The organism is Pantoea sp. ACRSB (genome assembly GCF_022346905.1).
Classification (GTDB): domain Bacteria; phylum Pseudomonadota; class Gammaproteobacteria; order Enterobacterales; family Enterobacteriaceae; genus Pantoea; species Pantoea piersonii.
On the sequence record NZ_JAKRNL010000001.1, the window covers coordinates 478,130 to 498,392 of the forward strand.

The 20,263-nt window shown below is 56.6% G+C and carries 19 protein-coding genes, 1 tRNA gene and 2 pseudogenes; 11 read left to right on the forward strand and 11 right to left on the reverse strand.

The features are described from left to right. Window positions 1-212: 212 nt before the first annotated feature. From potA to potD, 4 genes are read left to right on the forward strand one after another with little or no spacing between them, the layout of a single operon-like run. The gene (gene potA / locus MHZ89_RS02370; protein ID WP_311781703.1) at window positions 213-1,328 is read left to right on the forward strand and encodes a spermidine/putrescine ABC transporter ATP-binding protein PotA; all 1,116 of its coding nucleotides are present in this window, start codon (window positions 213-215) and stop codon (window positions 1,326-1,328) included. Next, complete coding sequence (gene potB, locus MHZ89_RS02375; RefSeq protein ID WP_409373194.1) at window positions 1,312-2,172, forward strand: spermidine/putrescine ABC transporter permease PotB; 861 nt, start codon at window positions 1,312-1,314, stop codon at window positions 2,170-2,172. The genes potA and potB overlap by 17 nt, the downstream gene beginning before the upstream one ends. After that, window positions 2,169-2,954, forward strand: coding sequence for a spermidine/putrescine ABC transporter permease PotC (gene potC, locus MHZ89_RS02380; RefSeq protein WP_120452102.1), 786 nt, complete (start codon window positions 2,169-2,171; stop codon window positions 2,952-2,954). The genes potB and potC overlap by 4 nt, the downstream gene beginning before the upstream one ends. Next, a complete protein-coding gene (gene potD / locus MHZ89_RS02385) occupies window positions 2,954-3,997 on the forward strand; it encodes a spermidine/putrescine ABC transporter substrate-binding protein PotD (RefSeq protein WP_269949162.1) in 1,044 nt (347 codons plus the stop codon). The genes potC and potD overlap by 1 nt, the downstream gene beginning before the upstream one ends. Before the next feature lie 68 nt (window positions 3,998-4,065). On the opposite strand, the gene cobB is transcribed toward potD, so the two are convergent. The 4 genes from cobB to lolC all read right to left on the reverse strand — a co-directional run bounded on the left by cobB (window position 4,066) and on the right by lolC (window position 8,132). After that, the gene (gene cobB, locus MHZ89_RS02390) at window positions 4,066-4,899 is read right to left on the reverse strand and encodes a Sir2 family NAD+-dependent deacetylase (protein ID WP_269949163.1); all 834 of its coding nucleotides are present in this window, start codon (window positions 4,897-4,899) and stop codon (window positions 4,066-4,068) included. Window positions 4,900-4,991: 92 nt separating this feature from the next. Then, complete coding sequence (lolE, locus tag MHZ89_RS02395) at window positions 4,992-6,236, reverse strand: lipoprotein-releasing ABC transporter permease subunit LolE (protein WP_311781704.1); 1,245 nt, start codon at window positions 6,234-6,236, stop codon at window positions 4,992-4,994. Continuing rightward, window positions 6,236-6,940, reverse strand: coding sequence for a lipoprotein-releasing ABC transporter ATP-binding protein LolD (gene lolD, locus MHZ89_RS02400; protein WP_126688729.1), 705 nt, complete (start codon window positions 6,938-6,940; stop codon window positions 6,236-6,238). The genes lolE and lolD overlap by 1 nt, the downstream gene beginning before the upstream one ends. Further along, window positions 6,933-8,132, reverse strand: coding sequence for a lipoprotein-releasing ABC transporter permease subunit LolC (gene lolC, locus MHZ89_RS02405; RefSeq protein WP_311781705.1), 1,200 nt, complete (start codon window positions 8,130-8,132; stop codon window positions 6,933-6,935). The genes lolD and lolC overlap by 8 nt, the downstream gene beginning before the upstream one ends. Before the next feature lie 222 nt (window positions 8,133-8,354). Between lolC and MHZ89_RS02410 the strand changes: the two genes are divergently transcribed. Both MHZ89_RS02410 and mfd read left to right on the forward strand, forming a co-directional pair. Next, a complete protein-coding gene (locus tag MHZ89_RS02410; RefSeq protein WP_311781706.1) occupies window positions 8,355-8,564 on the forward strand; it encodes a hypothetical protein in 210 nt (69 codons plus the stop codon). A 102-nt stretch (window positions 8,565-8,666) separates the two neighbouring features. Beyond that, on the forward strand, window positions 8,667-12,110 hold the full coding sequence (gene mfd, locus MHZ89_RS02415; protein WP_311781707.1) for a transcription-repair coupling factor: 3,444 nt from the start codon (window positions 8,667-8,669) through the stop codon (window positions 12,108-12,110). A 42-nt stretch (window positions 12,111-12,152) separates the two neighbouring features. On the opposite strand, the gene phoA is transcribed toward mfd, so the two are convergent. After that, window positions 12,153-13,577 (reverse strand): alkaline phosphatase, encoded by a 1,425-nt coding sequence (gene phoA, locus MHZ89_RS02420; protein ID WP_311781708.1) that lies wholly within the window; start codon window positions 13,575-13,577, stop codon window positions 12,153-12,155. A gap of 244 nt (window positions 13,578-13,821) precedes the next feature. Here phoA and MHZ89_RS02425 point away from each other — a divergent pair. Continuing rightward, a tRNA-Ser gene (locus tag MHZ89_RS02425) sits at window positions 13,822-13,909 on the forward strand. Window positions 13,910-14,684: 775 nt separating this feature from the next. Here the strand turns inward: MHZ89_RS02425 and MHZ89_RS02430 are convergent. The 5 genes and pseudogenes from MHZ89_RS02430 to MHZ89_RS02450 all read right to left on the reverse strand — a co-directional run bounded on the left by MHZ89_RS02430 (window position 14,685) and on the right by MHZ89_RS02450 (window position 16,505). Next, window positions 14,685-14,822 (reverse strand): hypothetical protein, encoded by a 138-nt coding sequence (locus MHZ89_RS02430; RefSeq protein WP_311781709.1) that lies wholly within the window; start codon window positions 14,820-14,822, stop codon window positions 14,685-14,687. Between the two features lie 196 nt (window positions 14,823-15,018). Continuing rightward, the gene (locus tag MHZ89_RS02435; protein WP_311781710.1) at window positions 15,019-15,459 is read right to left on the reverse strand and encodes a lysis protein; all 441 of its coding nucleotides are present in this window, start codon (window positions 15,457-15,459) and stop codon (window positions 15,019-15,021) included. Next, window positions 15,449-15,952: pseudogene (locus tag MHZ89_RS02440) on the reverse strand (lysozyme). The gene MHZ89_RS02435 and the pseudogene MHZ89_RS02440 overlap by 11 nt, the downstream one beginning before the upstream one ends. A 2-nt stretch (window positions 15,953-15,954) precedes the next feature. After that, window positions 15,955-16,203, reverse strand: a complete 249-nt coding sequence (locus MHZ89_RS02445; RefSeq protein ID WP_311781711.1) for a class II holin family protein — start codon at window positions 16,201-16,203, stop codon at window positions 15,955-15,957. 146 nt (window positions 16,204-16,349) lie between these two features. Continuing rightward, entirely contained in the window at window positions 16,350-16,505 is a 156-nt protein-coding gene (locus MHZ89_RS02450) for a hypothetical protein (protein ID WP_311781712.1), read from the reverse strand. A 317-nt stretch (window positions 16,506-16,822) separates the two neighbouring features. Between MHZ89_RS02450 and MHZ89_RS02455 the strand changes: the two genes are divergently transcribed. Beyond that, a complete protein-coding gene (locus MHZ89_RS02455) occupies window positions 16,823-17,098 on the forward strand; it encodes a hypothetical protein (protein ID WP_311781713.1) in 276 nt (91 codons plus the stop codon). 393 nt (window positions 17,099-17,491) lie between these two features. On the opposite strand, the pseudogene MHZ89_RS02460 reads toward MHZ89_RS02455, so the two are convergent. Further along, window positions 17,492-18,258 (reverse strand): annotated as a pseudogene (locus MHZ89_RS02460) (antitermination protein). Window positions 18,259-18,652: 394 nt separating this feature from the next. Here MHZ89_RS02460 and MHZ89_RS02465 point away from each other — a divergent pair. The 3 genes from MHZ89_RS02465 to MHZ89_RS22660 all read left to right on the forward strand — a co-directional run bounded on the left by MHZ89_RS02465 (window position 18,653) and on the right by MHZ89_RS22660 (window position 19,923). After that, window positions 18,653-19,027, forward strand: a complete 375-nt coding sequence (locus tag MHZ89_RS02465; RefSeq protein WP_311782244.1) for an HNH endonuclease — start codon at window positions 18,653-18,655, stop codon at window positions 19,025-19,027. 426 nt (window positions 19,028-19,453) lie between these two features. Next, window positions 19,454-19,591 (forward strand): protease FtsH-inhibitory lysogeny factor CIII, encoded by a 138-nt coding sequence (locus tag MHZ89_RS02470; RefSeq protein ID WP_311781714.1) that lies wholly within the window; start codon window positions 19,454-19,456, stop codon window positions 19,589-19,591. Further along, window positions 19,591-19,923 (forward strand): NUMOD4 domain-containing protein, encoded by a 333-nt coding sequence (locus MHZ89_RS22660; protein ID WP_409373195.1) that lies wholly within the window; start codon window positions 19,591-19,593, stop codon window positions 19,921-19,923. Before MHZ89_RS02470 ends, MHZ89_RS22660 begins: the two co-directional genes overlap by 1 nt. Window positions 19,924-20,263: the final 340 nt, after the last annotated feature.

Here is a 20,263-nt window from a genome sequence, read left to right on the forward strand (position 1 = left end):
TAACCTGCGTTGAGCATTTGCAGAAAGATCTTTTACCGCCGCGCTTAACATCTGTCGTCAGAGGAAGTTTATAAACGCGCATTCGCCTCTTTTCACCGCCAAAACATGGCATTGCCGCATTTTTCAGGTATCATCGCGCCCTCTCGCTGGCTGGCCGACGTAAGCGGCTATGCTGTAACCTGTTCGACCTTATTACCGACTGAGTGACTAAAATGACGCAAACACGCGCGCAGCAGGCGCTGGTTACGCTTTCTGGCATCAGTAAAGCTTTCGACGGCAAGTCCATTATCAGCGACTTTAACCTGACCATCGACCACGGCGAATTTATTACCCTGCTCGGTCCGTCGGGCTGCGGCAAAACCACTATCCTGCGCCTGATTGCCGGGCTTGAAGAGGTCGACAGCGGCCGCGTGGTGCTGGACAACATCGACATCACCGACACCCCCGCCGAACATCGCCACGTCAACACGGTGTTTCAGAGCTACGCGCTCTTCCCGCATATGTCCGTTTTTGAAAACGTCGCCTTCGGCCTGCGCATGCAGAAAACGCCAAATGCGGAGATCGCCGCGCGCGTCAGCGAGGCGCTGGCGATGGTGCAGCTGGAAAGCTTCGCCGATCGTCGCCCGCACCAGCTCTCTGGCGGTCAGCAGCAGCGCGTCGCCATTGCGCGCGCGGTAGTGAATCGCCCCAAAGTGCTGCTGCTTGACGAGTCGCTCTCCGCGCTCGATTACAAGCTGCGCAGGCAGATGCAGAACGAGCTGAAAGCGCTGCAGCGCAAGCTCGGCATCACCTTTGTATTCGTCACGCACGATCAGGAAGAGGCGCTGACCATGTCAGACCGTATCGTGGTGATGCGCGACGGCAAGATTGAGCAGGACGGCACGCCGCGCGAAATCTACGAAGAGCCGAAAAACCTGTTCGTAGCGCGCTTTATCGGCGAGATCAACGTGTTTGACGCCGACGTTATCGACGCCAGCGCTGCGCCACGCGTGCGCGCCCGCGTCGAGGGCCGCGAGTGCGATATTCACTGCGCCTTCCCAGTCAGCGCTGGCGATCGCCTGCATGTTCTGCTGCGTCCGGAAGATCTGCGCGTCGAGGAGGTGCACAGCGACCAGGCGATAGAGGGCCTGACTGGCTACGTACGCGAGCGCAACTATAAAGGTATGACGCTGGAATCTACCGTCGAGCTGGAAAACGGCAAGCTGGTGACGGTCAGCGAATTCTTTAACGAGGACGATCCCGACTTCGATCACTCCCTCAATCAAAAAATGGCGGTGAACTGGGTTCCCAGCTGGGAGGTGGTACTGCCCTATGAAGCTGATGCGTAACCGTTTCCAGAAAGGCGTGACGGCGCTGATCGTCGGCTGGCTGGCGCTGTTCGTGCTGCTGCCGAACCTGATGATCTTTATCACCAGCTTTCTGACGCGCGACGATGCGCACTTCGTTCGCATGGCGTTCACCCTCAGCAACTATACGCGGCTGCTCGATCCGCTTTATGGCGAAGTGCTGCTGCACTCGCTCAATATGGCGGTTATCGCCACGCTCTGCTGCCTGCTGCTGGGCTATCCCTTCGCCTGGTGCCTGACGAAGCTGTCGGCGCGCCTGCGCCCGCTGATGCTGTTTCTGCTGATTGTGCCCTTCTGGACCAACTCGCTGATCCGTATTTACGGGCTGAAAATCTTTCTCAGCACGCGCGGCTGGCTGAACGACTTTCTGCTGTGGCTCGGCGTAATTGAGACGCCGTTTCGCATTATGTATACGCCTCAGGCGGTGATCCTCGGCCTGATCTACATTCTGCTGCCCTTTATGGTGCTGCCGCTCTACTCCAGCCTGGAGAAGCTGGATCGCGCCTGTCTGGAAGCGGCGCGCGACCTCGGCGCCAGCAAAGCGCAGACTTTTTTCCGCATTATCCTGCCGCTGACGATGCCGGGCATTGTCGCGGGCTGTCTGCTGGTGCTGATTCCGGCGATGGGCCTTTTCTACGTGGCGGATCTGATGGGCGGCGCGAAGAACCTGCTGATCGGCAACGTCATCAAGAGCCAGTTCCTGAATATCCGCGACTGGCCGTTCGGCGCGGCGACCAGCATCGTAATGACGCTGCTGATGGGCCTGATGCTGCTGTTTTACTGGCGCGCCGCGCGCCTGCTGAATAAAAAGGTGGAGCTGGAATGATCGCACGCCTGCTACGCGGCGGCTTTATGGCCGCGATTTACGCCTGGTTTTATATCCCCATCGCGATCCTGATCGTGAACTCGTTTAACGCGTCGCGCTTCGGCATTAACTGGCAGGGATTCAGCACCCAGTGGTACAGCCTGCTGGTGAATAACGACAGCCTGATCCAGGCGGCGCAACATTCGCTGATGATGGGCGTGCTCTCCGCCAGCTGCGCGACGCTGATCGGCTCGCTCACCGCCGTGGCGCTCTACCGCTACCGCTTTCGCGGCAAACCCTTCGTCAGCGGCATGCTGTTCGTGGTGATGATGTCGCCGGATATTGTTATGGCGATCTCTCTGCTGGTGCTGTTTATGCTGCTGGGCATTTCGCTCGGCTTCTGGTCGCTGCTCTTTTCGCATATCACCTTCTGCCTGCCCTTTGTGGTGATCACCGTCTATTCCCGGCTGAAAGGCTTTGACGTGCGGATGCTGGAGGCGGCGAAGGATTTGGGCGCCAGCGAAACCACAATCTTGCGTAAAATCATTCTGCCGCTGGCGATGCCAGCGGTGGCGGCAGGCTGGCTGCTGAGCTTTACCCTGTCGATGGACGATGTGGTGGTCTCCTCCTTTGTGACCGGCCCAACGTTCGAGATCCTGCCGCTGAAGATCTATTCGATGGTAAAAGTCGGCGTCTCGCCGGAGGTGAATGCGCTGGCGACAATTTTGCTGCTGCTGTCGCTGCTGCTGGTCGGCGTCAGTCAGCTGTTGCTCCGTGATAAAACCAAACAGAGGATTGGATAATGAAGAAATGGTCTCACTGGCTGGCGGCTGGGGCGCTGGCGCTTGGCATGCAGGGCGCGCAGGCTGACGACAGCAAAACGCTCTACTTCTACAACTGGACCGAATATGTACCGCCGGGGCTGCTGGAGCAGTTCACTAAAGAGACCGGCATCAAGGTGATTTACTCTACCTATGAGTCCAATGAGAGCATGTATGCCAAGCTGAAGACCTGGAAAGATGGCGCCTACGATCTGGTGGTGCCTTCAACCTACTTTGTGGCGAAAATGCGCAATGAAGGCATGCTGCAAAAGATCGACAAGACGCAGCTGAGCAACTTCAAAAACCTCGATCCGAACCTGCTGAATAAGCCGTTCGATCCCAGTAACGACTATTCGATTCCCTATATCTGGGGCGCGACGGCGATTGGTGTCAATACCGACGCGGTAGACGCGAAGTCGGTGCAGAGCTGGGCGGATCTGTGGAAGCCGGAGTATAAGCAGAGCCTGCTGCTGACCGACGACGCGCGCGAAGTGTTCCAGATGGCGCTGCGCAAGCTGGGCCTGTCGGGCAATACCCGCGATCCGAAAGAGATCAACGCCGCCTATGAAGAGCTGAAGAAGCTGATGCCGAACGTGCTCGCCTTTAACTCTGATAATCCCGGCAATCCCTTTATGGAAGGCGAAGTGAATCTCGGCATGATCTGGAACGGTTCCGCCTATGTGGCGCGTCAGGCGGGCACGCCGCTTGAGGTGGTCTGGCCAAAAGAGGGCGGGATTTTCTGGATGGATAACCTGGCGATACCGGCTAACGCGAAAAACAAGGCGGGCGCGCTGAAGCTGATCAACTTCCTGCTGCGTCCCGACGTGGCAGCGAAAGTCGCGGAAACCATCGGCTACCCGACGCCGAACCTGGCCGCGAAGGCGCTGCTGCCGAAAGCGGTAGCGGAAGATCCGTCGCTCTATCCTTCAGCTGACATCATTAAGAACGGCGAATGGCAGAATGACGTCGGCGACGCCAGCGTACTGTATGAGACGCTGTTCCAGAAGTTAAAGGCGGGACGTTAAAAAAAGGCGGCCTGGCCGCCTTTTTTATACCCGTGTCTTAACCGCTAAGCCGTCTGTAAAACAGACGGTTACTTATAAAGACTGCGTAAGAAGCCATCGACAAAGTGCGGCACCACTTCGCTTGCCAGCCCGTAGTGACGCTCGGCAAACTCGTTGCCGACCTGGCTCGGCTCCAGATTCAGCTCCACGGTATGGGCGCCCTGCAGTCTGGCTTCATGCACAAAGCCCGCCGCCGGATAGACGTGCCCGGACGTGCCGATGGCGATAAAAAGATCCGCCTTCTCCAGCGCGTGATAAATTTCCTCCATGCCGATGGGCATTTCACCGAACCACACCACATGCGGGCGCAGCGGCGCAGGAAACTGACAGCAGGTGCAGCGATCGTCGGTCGTGAGATCCTCGCTCCATGAAATCACCTGCCCGCTGCTGGTGCAGCGCGCCTTCAGCAGTTCGCCATGCATATGCAGCACGCGACTGTTGCCGGCCCGCTCGTGCAGGTTGTCGATATTCTGCGTCACCAGCAAAAAGTTGTCGCCCAGCACCTGCTCCAGCTCGGCCAGCGCCTTGTGCGCGGTGTTAGGCTGGATCTCGCTCGACTGCAGTGAACGACGGCGCGCATTGTAGAAACGCTGCACCAGTTCGGGATCGCGGCGGTAGCCCTCCGGCGTCGCTACATCTTCAACGCGATGCTCTTCCCACAGGCCGTCGGCGGCGCGAAAGGTCTGGATGCCCGACTCGGCCGAGATGCCCGCGCCGGTCAGCACCACCACAAACGGCTGCGGATGAGCCGCCAGCTCCACCTGACGATCGCGCTCAAAAATACGCTGGCGAAAACGCTGGTGCACCTTACGGCGGTTCTTCTTATAACGGGCGAGCCGCAAGCGTCGACGCGGTGTGCGCATAAAAACTCCTTGTGGGCGACGTCGGGTCGCCGCCAGAAAATCTCAAGTGTAGCGGCCGCATATGACAGCGCAATGCCGCCGTTTCCGCCCTGCTACTGGCCGCTCAGCACGCGCGCCGGATCGATGCGGCTGGCGCGTCGCGCCGGGTACCAGCTCGCCAGCAGGCTAAGCACAATGGCCGTCAGCAATACGGAGAAAACGTCCAGCCAGTGCAGCTCTGAAGGCAGAAAATCGATAAAGTAGATATCGCCCGCCAGTAAATGATGGCCGGTCAGCGATTCCAGCCCGCGCACTAAGGTAGTGAGATTGAGCGCCACCAGCACGCCGATAACCACGCCGCTGACGCTGCCGAGCAGCCCTGCCAGCAAGCCGTACCAGATAAAAATCGCGCGGATTAGACCATCTTTCGCGCCCAGCGTGCGCAGCACCGCAATATCGCTGCTTTTGTCTTTTACCGCCATGACCAGCGTCGAGACGATATTAAAACAGGCTACGCCAATCACCAGCACCATCGCCAGATACATAATGGCGCGGATCATCTGAATATCGCGATACATATAGCCAAAGGTGCCAATCCAGCTGCGAATATAGACGTAAGCGTGCGTCGCCTCGCCCGCATCGCGCACCAGCTTTACCGCCTGGAACGGGTCGCGCATCTTCAGGGCGATACCCGTGACACTGTCACCCATATCAAGATAGTTTTGCGCGTCCGCCAGCGGCACCAGCGCCAGACTGTGGTCGAGCATGCCGCTCAGTTGCAGAATACCGCTCACCTGCAGACGAATACGCTTCGGCTGCAGCAGCTTCGTGCCGCCATCATTATTAGGGATCATGATGGTGATCCAGCTGCCCTGCTTCACGTTAAGCGCGCGCGCAATGCCGCCGCCTAAAATAATCTGCTGCTTGCCTGCGGCGAAAGTTGACCAGCCATCCCCTTCGACAAACTGGGGCAGCGCGCTGAGGCGCGGTTCCTGCGCCGGATCAACGCCTTTAACCTGCAGCGCCTGCAGCTTTGCGCCGCTCTCGATCAGGCCGGTGAAGTTAACATAGGGCGCAGCGGCGGCGATGCCGGGCACCTGTTCTACCGGCGCGATTAGCGATTGCCAGTTGCGGAACGGCTGATTCACCGCCTCGATCTCGCCGTGTGGCACCACTGCCAGAATGCGGTTATTCAGCTCGCGTTCAAAACCGTTCATGGCGCTCAGGCCGATGATCAATACTGCCACGCCCAGCGCGATGCCCAGCGTCGAGATAATGGAAATCAGCGACACCATACCGCCGCCGCGGCGGCCGCGGCTAAAGCGCAGCCCTAACAACAGGGATAACGACGAACCCATCAGAGCGCTCCTGCTAAGGTCACCTGCTCGCTTAACTGACCGTCGCGCATCTCCATCTGACGCGACAGGCGTTTCGCCAGATGGAGATCGTGCGTCACCACCAGAAAGGCGGTGCCCTGACGGACATTCAGCTCGCCCAGCAGTTCAAAAATAGCGTCGGCGTTGCGCGCGTCGAGGTTGCCGGTTGGCTCATCCGCCATCACCAGGCGCGGACGGTTCACCAGCGCGCGGGCGATAGAGACGCGCTGGCGCTCGCCGCCCGACAGCTCTGACGGACGATGATGCGCACGCTTCTCCAGCCCCACCGCCGCCAGCATCTCACGCGCGCGCTGCTGCGCTTCCGCTTTGCCGGTCTTGCCGATCAGCAGCGGCATCGCCACATTCTCCAGCGCGTTAAAGTCGGGCAGCAGGTGGTGGAACTGGTAGATAAAGCCCAGCTCGCGGTTGCGCAGCGCCGCTTTGGCGGAAGAGGACATGGCGTTCAGCGACTGGCCGTCAAATACCACATCGCCGGAGGTCGGCGCGTCCAGGCCGCCCAGCAGATGCAGCAGCGTACTTTTGCCGGAGCCGGAGCTGCCGACAATCGCCACCAGTTCGCCGGGCTGCAGGCTAAAGGTGACGTTACGCAGCACATCAGTCTGCACGCTGCCTTCCTGATAGCGCTTGCACAGCTCGCGGCACTGCAACAAAGGGGTGTTACTCATAACGTAAAGCCTCAGCGGGTTGAACGGCGGCGGCGCGCCAGGAGGGATAGAGCGTCGACAGCAGCGCGACAACCATTGCCGTCACGGCGATGGTCACCACCTGCCAGAGATTGATGTCGACCGGCAGCGCCGCGCCATCCAGAAACAGGCCGATAACCGGCATCAGATTATTAAGCTGGCTGGCCAGCAGCACGCCCAGCAGCGTGCCGAGCAGCGCGCCGATAATCCCGGCGCTGGCACCCTGCACCATAAAGACCGCGACAATCTGACGGCGCGTCAGCCCCTGGGTTTGCAGAATAGCCACCTCGCCCTGCTTCTCCATGATCAGCAGGCCCAGCGACGTAATGATATTAAAGGCGGCGACAGCGACGATCAGGCTAAGCAGCAGCCCCATCATATTTTTCTCCATGCGCACCGCCTGGAACAGGTCGCCTTTGCGTTCGCGCCAGTCTTTCCACACCAGCCCGGCAGGCAGCGACTGCTGGCTCAGGGCATCCACCTGAAGCGGCTTATCCAGCCACAGCCGCCAGCCGGTGACGTTGCCCGCCGGATAGCGCATCAGGCGCGAGGCGTCCTGCTGGTTGACCAGGATCTGGTAGCCGTCCACTTCGCTGTTAGCCGCGTAGGTGCCTGCAACGGTGAACAGCCGCTGGCTCGGCACGCGTCCCATCGGGGTAAACTGGCTAACCGATGGCACCATCAGACGCAGCTCGTCGCCGCGTTTGACGCCAAGCTGCGCCGCCAACTGCTCGCCGAGGATGACGTTATACTGGCCCGACTGCAGCACGCTCTGCGGCGTATTGACCAGAAACGGCGTAAGGGGATCTTTTTGATCGGGCTGAATGCCGAGCATCACGCCGACCGACACGTTATGCGCGCTCTGCAATACCACGTCGGCGGTCGTGAGCGGCGCCATGCGGCTGACGCCCGCCAGCTTAAGGCTGTCGGCGGGCTGCTGCTGCGGGTTAATGCTGCCTTTGTCGCTGGTGATCAGCGCCTGCGGCATCAGCCCAAGGATATTGCCCTCCAGCTCGCGTTCAAAGCCGTTCATCACCGACAGCACAGTGACCAGGGCCAGCACGCCGAGCGTGATGCCGATAGTGGAGAGCCAGGAAACGAAGCGACCAAAGCGATCCGATGCTCGCCCGCGCATATAGCGCAGGCCGATAAATAGCGCGACAGGTTGATACATGTATTCCGTCTTGGCAGTTGCCTGAAAGTAGACCAGTGATGATAAAGGAGGCGTTCGGTTTATGAAACCTCTAACCCCCTGAGTACGCGGCAAAGTGTGGCCGATTTTTGTTAAAAAGAAATCCCGGCGCTGCTGGTTGCGCGTTTAATCGCCTGCCGTCCGGGTAAGCTACACTATAAGGTGTAGTCAGCAACCGGCTCTTCAGGCGCGGGAGTAAACACCATGTTCAAATATCCCAAAGGCAGCATTGTGAAACACAAATCGGGAGAGATTAAGGGCGAGATCGTTAACGTTTTTGAACAGGGAGACGCGCCAGCCGGTTACTACGTCAGGTGGGACGACGGCAACCACAGCTATCATCTGGAAACAGAGTTGAGCTGGGCGAATATCGATCGTCCGCGCATGCACTATACCCAACCATCCGCTAAATAACTCGGCCACCGCGCAAAGGAAAAACCGTCGCAGCAGGTGATCGCCAGGGCGTAATGTGGAATCATGGCGCCCTGGAAAAAATGGAGAGAACCACAAGATCCCATGTCCGAACAGACCCGCTATGCCCTGCCCGTAAAACCCGGCGATCGTCGCCAGCTCGGCCAGCTGATCGGTGCCGCGCACGCGGTAGAATGCGCCAGCATTACCGAGCGCCACGCCGGTCCGGTGTTGATGATCACTCCCGATATGCAAACCGCGCTGCGTTTGCTGGATGAAATCCGCCAGTTTACCGATCTGCCCGTCAGCCACCTCGCCGACTGGGAAACGCTGCCTTACGACAGCTTCTCGCCCCATCAGGACATTATTTCGGCCCGCCTGTCGACGCTGTACCAGCTGCCGACGATGGCGCGCGGCATGCTTATTATGCCGGTGAATACCCTGATGCAGCGCGTCTGTCCGCATCCTTATCTTCACGGTCATGCGCTGGTGATGAAGCAGGGACAGAAACTGTCGCGCGATCGCCTGCGCGATCAGCTGGAGCAGGCGGGCTACCGCCACGTTGACCAGGTGATGGAGCACGGCGAATACGCCACGCGCGGCGCGCTACTCGACCTCTTTCCAATGGGCAGCGAGCAGCCCTATCGCATCGATTTTTTCGATGACGAGATCGACAGCCTGCGCCTGTTTGACGTTGACAGCCAGCGTACGCTGGAAGCGGTGCCGGCGATCAATCTGCTGCCGGCCCATGAATTCCCTACCGACAAAGCGGCGATCGAGCTGTTTCGCACCCGCTGGCGCGAACTGTTCGACGTGCGCCGCGAACCGGAACATATCTATCAGCAGGTCAGCAAGGGCACCCTGCCTGCCGGGATCGAATACTGGCAGCCGCTCTTTTTTGAGCAGGAGCTGCCGACGCTGTTCAGCTATCTGCCCGACAATACGCTGATTGTGAACTGCGGCGATCTTAACGGCAGCGCGGAGCGTTTCTGGCAAGACGTCGAAGCGCGCTATGAAAACCGCCGCGTCGATCCGATGCGCCCGCTGCTGACGCCGACCACGCTGTGGCTGCGTCCGGATGCGCTGCTGGGCGAGCTGAACCACTGGCCGCGCGTGCAGATGACCAACGAGGCGCTGCCGGAGAAAGCCGCCAACACCAATCTTGGCTATCAGCCGCTACCGGATATTGCGGTACAGGCGCAGGCCAAAGCGCCGCTCGATCCGCTGCGGCAGTTCCTCGACGGCTTCAGCGGTCAGGTCACCTTTTCGGTAGAGAGCGAAGGCCGCCGCGAAAGCCTGCAGGAGCTGCTGGCGCGCATTAAGCTGCGCCCGCAGACGGTACAGCGTTTCGATGAAGCAAACGACGAACGCTTTACGCTGATGATCGGCGCCAGCGAGCGCGGCTTTGTGGATACGCTGCGCGACCGCGCCCTGATCTGCGAAAGCGATCTGCTGGGCGAGCGCGTGAGCCGTCGCCGCCAGGATACGCGCCGCACCATTAATCCCGATATTCTGATCCGCAACCTGGCCGAGCTGACGCCCGGTCAGCCGGTGGTACATCTGGAACATGGCGTCGGCCGCTATATCGGCCTCACCACGCTGGAAGCGGGCGGCATTATGGCGGAGTATCTGATGCTCTCCTATGCCAACGACGCCAAACTCTACGTGCCGGTGTCATCGCTGCATCTGATTAGCCGCTACGCCGGCGGCGCGGATGAAAATGCCCCGCTGCACAAGCTGGGCAGCGACGCCTGGACGCGCGCGCGGCAAAAAGCGGCGGAGAAAGTGCGCGACGTCGCCGCCGAGCTGCTCGATATCTACGCCCAGCGCGCGGCGAAAGCGGGTTACGCGTTTAAGCACGACCGCGAACAGTATCAGCTCTTTTGCGAGAGCTTCCCCTTTGAAACCACGCCGGATCAGGCACAGGCGATTAACGCTGTGCTGAGCGATATGTGCCAGCCGCTGGCGATGGATCGCCTGGTGTGCGGCGACGTCGGCTTCGGCAAAACGGAAGTGGCGATGCGCGCCGCTTTTCTCGCCGTCGAGAACCACAAGCAGGTCGCGGTGTTGGTGCCGACCACGCTGCTGGCGCAGCAGCACTACGACAACTTCCGCGATCGCTTCGCCAACTGGCCGGTACGCATCGAGATGCTGTCGCGCTTCCGCAGCGCCAAAGAGCAGACGCAGGTGCTGCAGGAGGCGAGCGAAGGCAAAATCGATATCCTGATCGGCACCCATAAGCTGCTGATGAGCGATCTGAAGTGGCACGATTTAGGGCTGCTGATCGTCGACGAAGAGCACCGTTTCGGCGTGCGCCACAAAGAGCGCATCAAGGCGATGCGCGCCGACGTCGATATCCTGACGCTGACCGCGACGCCGATCCCGCGTACCCTGAATATGGCAATGAGCGGCATGCGCGATCTGTCGATTATCGCCACGCCGCCCGCGCGTCGTCTGGCGGTAAAAACCTTTGTGCGCGAGTACGATGCGCTGGTAGTACGCGAGGCGATCCTGCGTGAAGTGCTGCGCGGCGGCCAGGTCTACTATCTCTACAACGACGTTGAAAACATTGAAAAGGCAGCGCAGCGGCTGGCAGAGCTGGTACCGGAAGCGCGTATCGCCATCGGCCACGGTCAGATGCGCGAGCGCGACCTTGAGCGGGTGATGAACGACTTCCACCATCAGCGCTTTAACGTGCTGGTCTGTACCACCATCATCGAAACCGGTATCGACATCCCGACCGCCAATACCATTATTATCGAGCGCGCCGACCACTTCGGTCTGGCGCAGCTGCACCAGCTGCGCGGTCGCGTTGGGCGTTCGCACCACCAGGCTTACGCCTGGCTGCTGACGCCGCCGCCCAAGGCGATGACCGGGGACGCGCAGAAGCGTCTGGAAGCGATCGCCTCGCTGGAGGATCTTGGCGCGGGCTTCGCGCTGGCGACGCACGATCTGGAGATCCGCGGCGCGGGCGAACTGCTGGGCGAAGAGCAGAGCGGCCAGATGGAGACGCTGGGCTTCTCGCTCTATATGGAGCTGCTGGAGAACGCGGTGGATGCGCTGAAGGCGGGGCGCGAGCCGTCGCTGGAAGATCTCACCAGCAATCAGACCGAGATTGAGCTGCGTATGCCCGCCCTGCTGCCGGAGGATTTTATTCCCGACGTCAATACGCGCCTGTCGCTCTATAAGCGCATCGCCAGCGCCGACAGCGAAGAGGAGCTGCAGGAGCTGAAGGTTGAGATGGTCGACCGCTTCGGCGTACTGCCGGATGCGGCACGCAATCTGCTGGATATCGCGGTGCTGCGGCTGATGGCGCGCAGCCTCGGCATCCGTAAAATCGAAGTGAGCGATAAAGGCGGCTTCTTTGATTTTGCGCCGCAGAACAGCGTCGATCCCGGCTGGCTGATTAGCCTGCTGCAGAAGGAGCCGCAGCAGTGGAAGCTGGATGGCCCGACCCGCCTGCGCTTTACGCGTGACTTGGCCGAGCGCAAGCTGCGTATGGAGTGGGTGCAGGGCTTTATGGCCCAGCTGCGCGAAAACCGCGTCTGATGGTAAAAGGCAACGTCTCCCGCCAGGCGGGAGACGCTGTTTTTATTTCAGCGCCATCGCATCGCGCAGCGTAAAGAAGAGATCGGTCTGATCGGTCAGTCCCACCACGTTCGCCGCCCAGGGGCCATAGGCCGCGATACGCAGCTGCGTACCGGTATGTCCCTGCGAGTCGCTGTCTGAGTTGCCGTAGCTGATGGTCATCACCGCGCCATCTTTGGTGTTCAGCGCCTGCGTCAGGCCTGGCGCCTTCGTCTCATTGGCGATGATCTGGCTGCTGTGCGCGTGATCCGCCGTGACAACCACCAGCGTATTGCCCTCTTCGCGCGCAAAGGCGAGCGCCTGCTGCACCGCTTCGTCGAGATCGACAGTTTCGCCAATTTGGCCACACGGGTTCGCCGCGTGATCTTCTTTATCGATCGATGCGCCCTCCACCTGCAGGAAGAAGCCGTTCGGGTTGGTTTTAAGCAGATCTATTGCTTTTGCGGTCATCTGCGCCAGCGTCGGGGTAGCGACCGGACGCTCTTTATTAACCTCGCAGGTTACCGCTGGCTGGTCGATGTTGCCGTGATAGCTCGCCTTCGGCCCTTTCCAGCGCACCGGCATATTGCCGTCGGCAAACAGGCCGAGCAGCGGTTTCTGGTCACTGGCGGCGGTCACGGCGTTCAGCCCCTGCCAGTCGCTCACCAGCTGATATCCCCGCGCCTGCGCCTGCTCGCGCAAAGTTTTACCCTGATAGTCGCCCGCTTTCGCCACTTCGTTAAAGGATTTTGCGCCGCCGCCCAGCACCACGTCGGCGCGCGTTTTCAAAATTTGCTCGCTGATCGATCCTCTGCCGCCCTTCTCCAGCGCGTTGCTGGCGCACAGCTCGCTGGTTTTCTCCGGACCGTAGCATTTACGGCTGGTGACGTGCGCCATCAGCGCGGCGGGCGTGGCGTCCTGTAGCTCCGCCGTAGAGACGTTGCCGGTCGCTTTACCTGCCGCTTTGGCGATCTCCAGCAGGGTTTGCTGATCTTTACCGTTGACGTCTACGCCGATAGCGCCGTTATAGCTCTTGGTGCCGGTGGCCCACGCGGTGGCAGACGCGGCGGAATCGGTAACGTAGTCCGGCTTATGCGTTTTTTTATCCAGCGAATAGTGGGTGTACTGACCGGTCAGCGGGAGCGCATCCAGCCCCTTAAAGAAACCGCCTGCGCCCTCCGCCAGATTGCGCGCCGCGGTGATTTCTGAGTCGCCCATGCCGTCGCCGATCAGCAGAATGACGTTTTTCGCCGTGGTGTTGCGCAGCGACGCTTTCAGCGCCTCTGTCTGATCGCCGGTCAGGCGCCGCGCGCCGCCGTGTTGAGTAATGTCTCCGGTTGCGGCGCGCGACCAGGCTGCATCCGTTTGCGCGCTGGCGGTTTCGGCATGCACAGAGAAGCTCACCACTGAAGCGAGCAGCGAGAAGGTAAAGAGGCGCATCTGTTTCATCTTGTGTTCCCTTATTAGCAAAATTTACCAGAAGTTTCAGCTGTTAAGTCTGTGATGCTTTGGTGACATTTTTGTGGCTGTGGGATTTCTTTTTGATAACAATCTGACCGAGCTGCGCAGTGATAAATCGATTCGAACAGAGCTTAAGCGGATAGAAAAAAAGAGAAAAATAGTGCTTGACCCTTTTCAGCCGACTCCCTATAGTAGCGCCCCGTTGACCCAGCAAGGTCGGCAAACAAAATGTGGTGAGGTGTCCGAGTGGCTGAAGGAGCACGCCTGGAAAGTGTGTATACGGCAACGTATCGGGGGTTCGAATCCCCCTCTCACCGCCATCATTAGTAGGACGTTGAGCGGACAAACCCGCGTGTAGACTGAATCCAAAGACTACATAAAGACAACGGAACTACAAAAGCAGTACAAAAAAGTGCACGTGAAATGCACGCGCATCTCGGATGCAAAGAAAAAGCCTCTGGTTAACGCCAGAGGCTTTTCTGTTTGTGTCTAATTTCAACGGAATATTTCAAGGTACTGCAATTCCATCGCAACACCCTTCTTTCTTATATGTGCTTTCCCTGACGCTCAGAGCGTCAGACGGGACTCGTCATCGTCGTCAGGCTCCTGGGGCGTGCTCACTTGGATGCTGTCCTAGAGCCATCACTGGATCTGCCGATGTGGAATTATTCTATATTCGAAGCGGGGCCTTATAATATGCCCCGTAAAGTCATATGATTCGCTCGCACACAGCAGCACAAATAACCATAAAGTAACACACCTTCATGATTGCCCGCTTTAAGCGGGCTTTTCCTTTTCTGCGCCCAGACGCCCCTTTATGCACCCCTTACCATAAGCCAGCGGTCCCGCAGCCTGCTCAGATCGGCGCGGCATGTAGCTAACGCGTCACCAGGGCTCGCTTGACGCCAGATCAAAAGCAAAACCCTGAGCGTGCGTCACACCAACGAGCGAACGCAACTGAAAGCACTGGATGCAGCCAAGTCCCTCCCCCCTCTATCCTTACGGACTCGACTGGTTTTTACATACCTCGATTGTGAGGGATGTAAAATCTGCGACTCTTCGCCGGTCAATGCCTTGTCTAAAGCCCCGATGTATTCAAGAGTTTCTGCCAAGTGCATCCAGCCAGTTATCAATACGCTTGCCAAATCTCTTTGCTACGCCAGTAACGTTGATCCAGCCTTCTATATTGAAGCGAACTGTTTCACCTTTGTAGTTCAGTGGGACAATGTTCATTCGGTAGTCCTACAGAAAGTGAGCCTGTCGCACAGAGAAACTCGCCCCAGAGAGGTCCGCATCTATACGGGTTTCTCTCAGGCTCGCTTTCTGTAGGCTCTGGGTTGTTGTTTGCGCATGCGAGGCGCATAAAAAAGCCCTGCGGATGCGGGGCTGATGTTGCTCTGTCAGAGAAAGAGAATCTTCTTGGGGTTTGTCATCTCAAACATTGCTCTTTAATGTACTGCTGCAGATAACTCACTTGCCCGGAGATGGTGCTGATTCGCTCTCTGAGGGTGAAATAATCCCGTTGAGCGGAGTCGTTAAGTCGGGCGGTGGTTGCATCACCCACGCTGCCGGTGGAGGTGGGTTGCTTCTCACATATTGCGTTGAGCTGCACCCTGCGCTTGCCAGAATCGACATCCCGACGCAGATCGCTAATGGTGTCTTTCGCATCAGCTAACTGCTTTGTGTATTTCGCGCCGAGCGCGGCAACGTCACGCTGGCGGACCTGCATATCGTCAATCGTCTGCTGGCGCTCGGTAGCCAGGCTGTCAGCGGTAACGTATTTTCTGTGGTAAAGAATTGCTACCCGGCAGACCACAATAAGCGCCACCAGCAGTAGGCCAAAAATTAATGCTCGCCAGCTAAATGTCATTTGGACCATCCGCCAGGCACATTAAACGCTCCATGTTGCGGCGATTCATCAGACCACGAAACTTCATACCACCGGCATAAACCCAGCGGCGCAACTTTTCACATGCACCATCCTGATCACCTGCGTTCAGCTTCTTAAGCAACGTTGATTTAGAGAATGCGCCGGAACCGACGTTGTAGGTGAAGCTGTAGAGCACAGCGCGCTGATATTCATTAAGCGGAACCTTGACCAGGCCATCCACGGTTTTCTTTACCGGCTGTAGGTCATTCTACATCAGGCGATCGCATTCGCGGTCACTGTAGGTTTTGCCCTTAACGATGTCGGTGCTCGTATGCCCGTCGCAAATCGTCCAGACCCCGGCCACGTCTTTGTAAGGAACGTAAAAGCGCCCTTCCACACCATCCTTGCCGCCGAGGAATACCGTAGCGATAAGCATGGATCCGCCACCTGCGGCAGCGATCAGCTTGTTCCGCAGGCTTGTTGAAATAGCCATGACTATTCCTCGCCCAGCTGGTCGGAAGATATGTAGCCTCGTTCTTCCAGCTCATTTATCTGTGCCAGAGAAACTTTCCGTTTGAAATAAACGTTAATGGCGAACGTCAGCAGCGCGACGACAATACCGGCTATGACACCAACAGCACGCCATTCGTCAGGACTGAGCCGTGTAAGCAACCCGTTGGCAACCGTACCGGCAGACGCACCGTAGGCAACCCCAGATGCAAGTTTGCTCATATCAATGCTCATGCTCACCTTCGTGATTACGGTCGGTGATGTCAGTAGTCGATGAAAATGCGCATCAGCCATATCTTGCAAAGGTTAATTTGGATTGACTGGCTGGGCGCAGAAAAGAAAAGGCCCGCCGAAGCGAGCCTTTTTTACTTAAAAGGGAGTCAGTCTTGTTCATCAAAAAGTGATTCCAAAAAACAGCGCTGCTGGGGGCTTAAAATCCATCCGTCCAGACGGTCTACCTTATTTTCATGCTTCTCACTTTTCTCTTCATATCCATCCATGTTGTCATTTCTCCCTGCCAGTAAATCCAGAAACATAGCTCAACCTTAAATGTATAATCACTAAACAATTAGCACGCTTATTATCTTGCGCATTATCGATTAGATTTTATACACCGCTGATTAAGAATAATCCTAGCTAAAAAAGTTTAAAAAACGTGAAGTGAGTTTTGTTCTTATCTTAAGAGCCTTGACACACATACCGGGACCAATGTCAAGAATCCGCCTGAGCGCGGATTTTTTTGGAAAAAATCGCCTACTACCACGGGCCACTAAAACCGAAGTGTGCAGTGATTGGCCAGGATGAAAACGAAAAAATTAGATAATATCTTTCTTATAAATAAAGGAAGATTTCTATGGCTGATATCCGTAACTTTTCTCAACTCGAAGCTCTTGCAAATATCGCAACCCACAAATTTGTTTGGAGCGAACTTAATGGCAAAGGAAAGCTGAAGATTTATACAAAAGCTGGACTAGTTGCATATACTTTCATCCCGGGACTTAAGCGGTTTGTTGAGCACAATCCACCTCTGAGTGACGAGGCATGGGTGATCAGTCATGGAATCTTCGATTTTGACGTGGGCTATTTTTTAATGACGGCCCACCTCTTCTATGCGAAAACTGGCTTTTGATCTGATGCGCTGCTTTCAAGCCAGCCGTACTGCCACTTAGCTAGTTTGGAGAAAGTGAAAAGGCACCGCAGAAGCGGTGATTTGGTGTTGCTGGGTGCCACAGTTTCTGATCCGCCCAGACGAATCCTCATAACCCATCAGCGGCTTTGGTTCCCGTCTCATCCTTTCAGAGCCGAGCCTTTCCTGCTGGCTGCTGGCTGCTGGCTGCTAGAATTCAGACCAAAAAAAAGCCCCACGGCATAAGTCCGCAGGGCGTTAGTGTCCACTTAGAAAAGGCGGACTGTTTTGTTGCCGCTCAACAACAAGACGTAGCTTTCATTATTAGTGAATATATCCCTGACTTCCGGAAAAGTAAATAGCCCGCAATAAAATAACGAGCTATTTCCTTATACCCTAAGCAGTGACCTTATTGAGCGCTGCGTCTGCCCAAAACTCCTCTACTTCAAGCTTGCCTATGAGCGTTTCGTAAAACTGCTTACCGATCTTCTCCCAGGTAGCCTGGCTGATGGCGTCGGTAATCTGGCAAATGGCTCAATAGCCACGATTGAAGGAATGCGCTCATACCCGCGACCGCCACACTGCTTACAGTCGCCCATGACTGGCACACCCTGCAGCTCCGTTTCTTTGCGCATCACCGCGCGCCCTCGCCCGTTGCAGTCCCGGCACGCCGAAGATATAACACCTTTGCCTGTGCAGGTTTTGCAGCGCACCCGGACCTGCTCACGCACTTCGCGGCGGCCGGCGCAAGACAGCATCGACTTCATCGCCACGACTTCAGCGGCGATAAAGCTGATGGCGTTGCAGCACTCGCACGGCTTAACGCTGGCGACGCTGCGGCAATAATCGAGGTAGGCGTATGTTGCGATCTCATGCATTACGGCTGGTTTAATATCTGTATCGAGCTTGCGAAGGGCGGCAACCCGATCGCAGGTTTGTAGTACAAATTCAGTTAACAGGGATACGGCGCATGCGGCGTTGTTCTCGCTTACTCCCACTTTCCTTATGAAAGCAGCGTAACCCAGCGGCGCGCGGCTCTGCGTCATCCCCATCGCGGCCATATAGTCAGTACCGGAAAGTGATTCAGATGCTGTTGCTGGCGGCATACCGGCAAAGCTCGCTGTCTTCGCAAAATGATATTTTACTGTGGCTTCAAGGCTCATGCTGCTTCGCTCCTCTGCTTAATCAGCTCTCTGGTTTTCTGCCGGTAGTGCGCTGCCAGCTCCTGCAACTCTTCTCGCGTAATGAAGGCAGTAGAAACAGAGACCGAGTATCACAAGCAGATTCTGGCGAGTGCGGCAATGTACGTAGAGCACCACATCAGCACCAAATACCAGAAGGTCAGCAACGAAGCTGGCCGTCAGATTCACGCAGTGCAGAAGTTTAAAGGCAGATGCACCCCGCTTATCTAGAGGTGAAAATGCTGACCCAGACAGACTGAAAGAACTGCTTCACTATGACCCGGAAACGGCTGCACTTACGTGGCTTGCTAAACGAAGAGGGCAGATTTCACCTGGTGACATCGCCGGTTATACAAACCGGGATGGTTACTCAGAAATTAGCGTCGATTGCAGAACCTATAAGGCAAAGCGCCTCGCAATTCTCTACATGACCGGAAGCATTCCTGATGTCGTTGACCATATCAACGGCATAACCGGTGATAACGCCTTTCGGAACTTAAGAGCGGCCACTCAAGCACAGAACACGCGCAACTGTCGAGGCCATAAAGACAGCAAGCTCGGCATCAAGGGGCTTTACCAGATGCGGAGCGGAAAATACAACCCAACAATTTGCGTTGATGGCAGGCAAATACATATCGGTGTTTACACTTCTCTTGATAGTGCGATTGAGGCAAGAGAAGCGGCATCTAAAAAGTACTATGGAGATTTCGCCCGCATGGGCAAATCGATGCATCCAAAAGACCTTTTTTGATTGTGGGAATAAATGCTTTTTTATTCTCATTTTTAGGATTAAAATTCACACGCTAAGCTTAATTACAATAAATACTTAGAAAAATGGATGATTACTGGTACGGAATGTTAACTGGAGCAGTTCTCGGACTGGCTCTCTCCTGGTGGTTGCACAGCGAAGAATTAAAGAAACTTCAAAAGAAGATTAAGCAATACGAAAAAATACTTTGGGACGAGTAAACCCAGAGACTCCCAAACCCGCTACGGCGGGTTTTTTATTGCGTGAAACAAACAGATATACTGACACCGCAATGGCCTGTTGCGACAAGTCATGACGGTGCATTCGCACCAGACGCGTAATGACGTTACGAGAGATTTGCGCTTTTGGCTCCTGCAGGAATGCAGGGGCCATTTTTTTAACTCACTTAATCGAATTAAGGAACCCACTATGAACTATGCCATCGCGGGCGGTGCCGTAGTGGGCGCCGCTTACTTTCATGAATCCCAGCTTGATCGCCTTGTCCGCCGCCTGCACGCCGGGCTGCGCTCTGTTATCGACATCCTGAATCAGAGAGGTAAGCTGTAATGGAGATTTGGCTACCAATAAAGGGATATGAGGGCATTGCTGAAGTATCGAACATGAGAAACGTAAGGTCTGTTGACCGAGTTCTTCCGTCTGGGCAAAAGCGCTATGGAAGGCCGCTAACGAAGAGAACTGACAAATACCGTTATCGCAACCCGTATCAGACACGTCACACGTTTGCGACGATGCATATCAGCTCGGGTGCTAACCTCCTCTGGCTCTGCAAGCACATGGGGCATAAAGGCACAGACATGCTGTTCAGAAATTACGGCTCCTACCTGGGCGATTACGATGGGCACCTGTCAAGGCCGGGGATCAAAACCGGAAGCGAATAACGGGGCAATTTGAAAAAATGTACGTGTAGTGCACGTGAAAAAGGATCCTTTTATGAAACCATTTAATATAAGCAAGTTACGGAGATATAAACGCGGGTTCGAATCCCCCTCTCACCGCCATCATTTCGAAGAAGAGTCTGAACTTTGGTTCAGACTTTTTTTGCCTGTCGCTCAGTGAGAGGACGGTAAACGCCCTGCCTCTGCCGGGTTCGACAACTGGCGCAGCAGGATAAAGAGCGAGCCTGCGATGCTGCACGCAGCGGATTAACTCCTTTTAATGCTGCTATTCCGATTCAATTAACGTTTTCATGGTCCCAGGTGAAATGTTCGAAAGTCATTC

Coding starts and splice junctions, on each gene's coding strand:
- potA (WP_311781703.1), top strand. CDS start 213: ATGACGCAAACACGCGCGCAGCAGGCGCTGGTTACGCTTTCTGGCATC.
- MHZ89_RS02455 (WP_311781713.1), top strand. CDS start 16,823: ATGGCTGATATCCGTAACTTTTCTCAACTCGAAGCTCTTGCAAATATC.
- cobB (WP_269949163.1), bottom strand. CDS start 4,899: ATGCGCACACCGCGTCGACGCTTGCGGCTCGCCCGTTATAAGAAGAAC.
- potD (WP_269949162.1), top strand. CDS start 2,954: ATGAAGAAATGGTCTCACTGGCTGGCGGCTGGGGCGCTGGCGCTTGGC.
- mfd (WP_311781707.1), top strand. CDS start 8,667: ATGTCCGAACAGACCCGCTATGCCCTGCCCGTAAAACCCGGCGATCGT.
- lolE (WP_311781704.1), bottom strand. CDS start 6,236: ATGGGTTCGTCGTTATCCCTGTTGTTAGGGCTGCGCTTTAGCCGCGGC.
- MHZ89_RS02470 (WP_311781714.1), top strand. CDS start 19,454: ATGAACTATGCCATCGCGGGCGGTGCCGTAGTGGGCGCCGCTTACTTT.
- MHZ89_RS02410 (WP_311781706.1), top strand. CDS start 8,355: ATGTTCAAATATCCCAAAGGCAGCATTGTGAAACACAAATCGGGAGAG.
- lolD (WP_126688729.1), bottom strand. CDS start 6,940: ATGAGTAACACCCCTTTGTTGCAGTGCCGCGAGCTGTGCAAGCGCTAT.
- phoA (WP_311781708.1), bottom strand. CDS start 13,577: ATGAAACAGATGCGCCTCTTTACCTTCTCGCTGCTCGCTTCAGTGGTG.
- MHZ89_RS02430 (WP_311781709.1), bottom strand. CDS start 14,822: ATGAACATTGTCCCACTGAACTACAAAGGTGAAACAGTTCGCTTCAAT.
- MHZ89_RS02450 (WP_311781712.1), bottom strand. CDS start 16,505: ATGTTTCTGGATTTACTGGCAGGGAGAAATGACAACATGGATGGATAT.
- MHZ89_RS02435 (WP_311781710.1), bottom strand. CDS start 15,459: ATGACATTTAGCTGGCGAGCATTAATTTTTGGCCTACTGCTGGTGGCG.
- MHZ89_RS22660 (WP_409373195.1), top strand. CDS start 19,591: ATGGAGATTTGGCTACCAATAAAGGGATATGAGGGCATTGCTGAAGTA.
- potC (WP_120452102.1), top strand. CDS start 2,169: ATGATCGCACGCCTGCTACGCGGCGGCTTTATGGCCGCGATTTACGCC.
- MHZ89_RS02445 (WP_311781711.1), bottom strand. CDS start 16,203: ATGAGCATTGATATGAGCAAACTTGCATCTGGGGTTGCCTACGGTGCG.
- potB (WP_409373194.1), top strand. CDS start 1,312: ATGAAGCTGATGCGTAACCGTTTCCAGAAAGGCGTGACGGCGCTGATC.
- lolC (WP_311781705.1), bottom strand. CDS start 8,132: ATGTATCAACCTGTCGCGCTATTTATCGGCCTGCGCTATATGCGCGGG.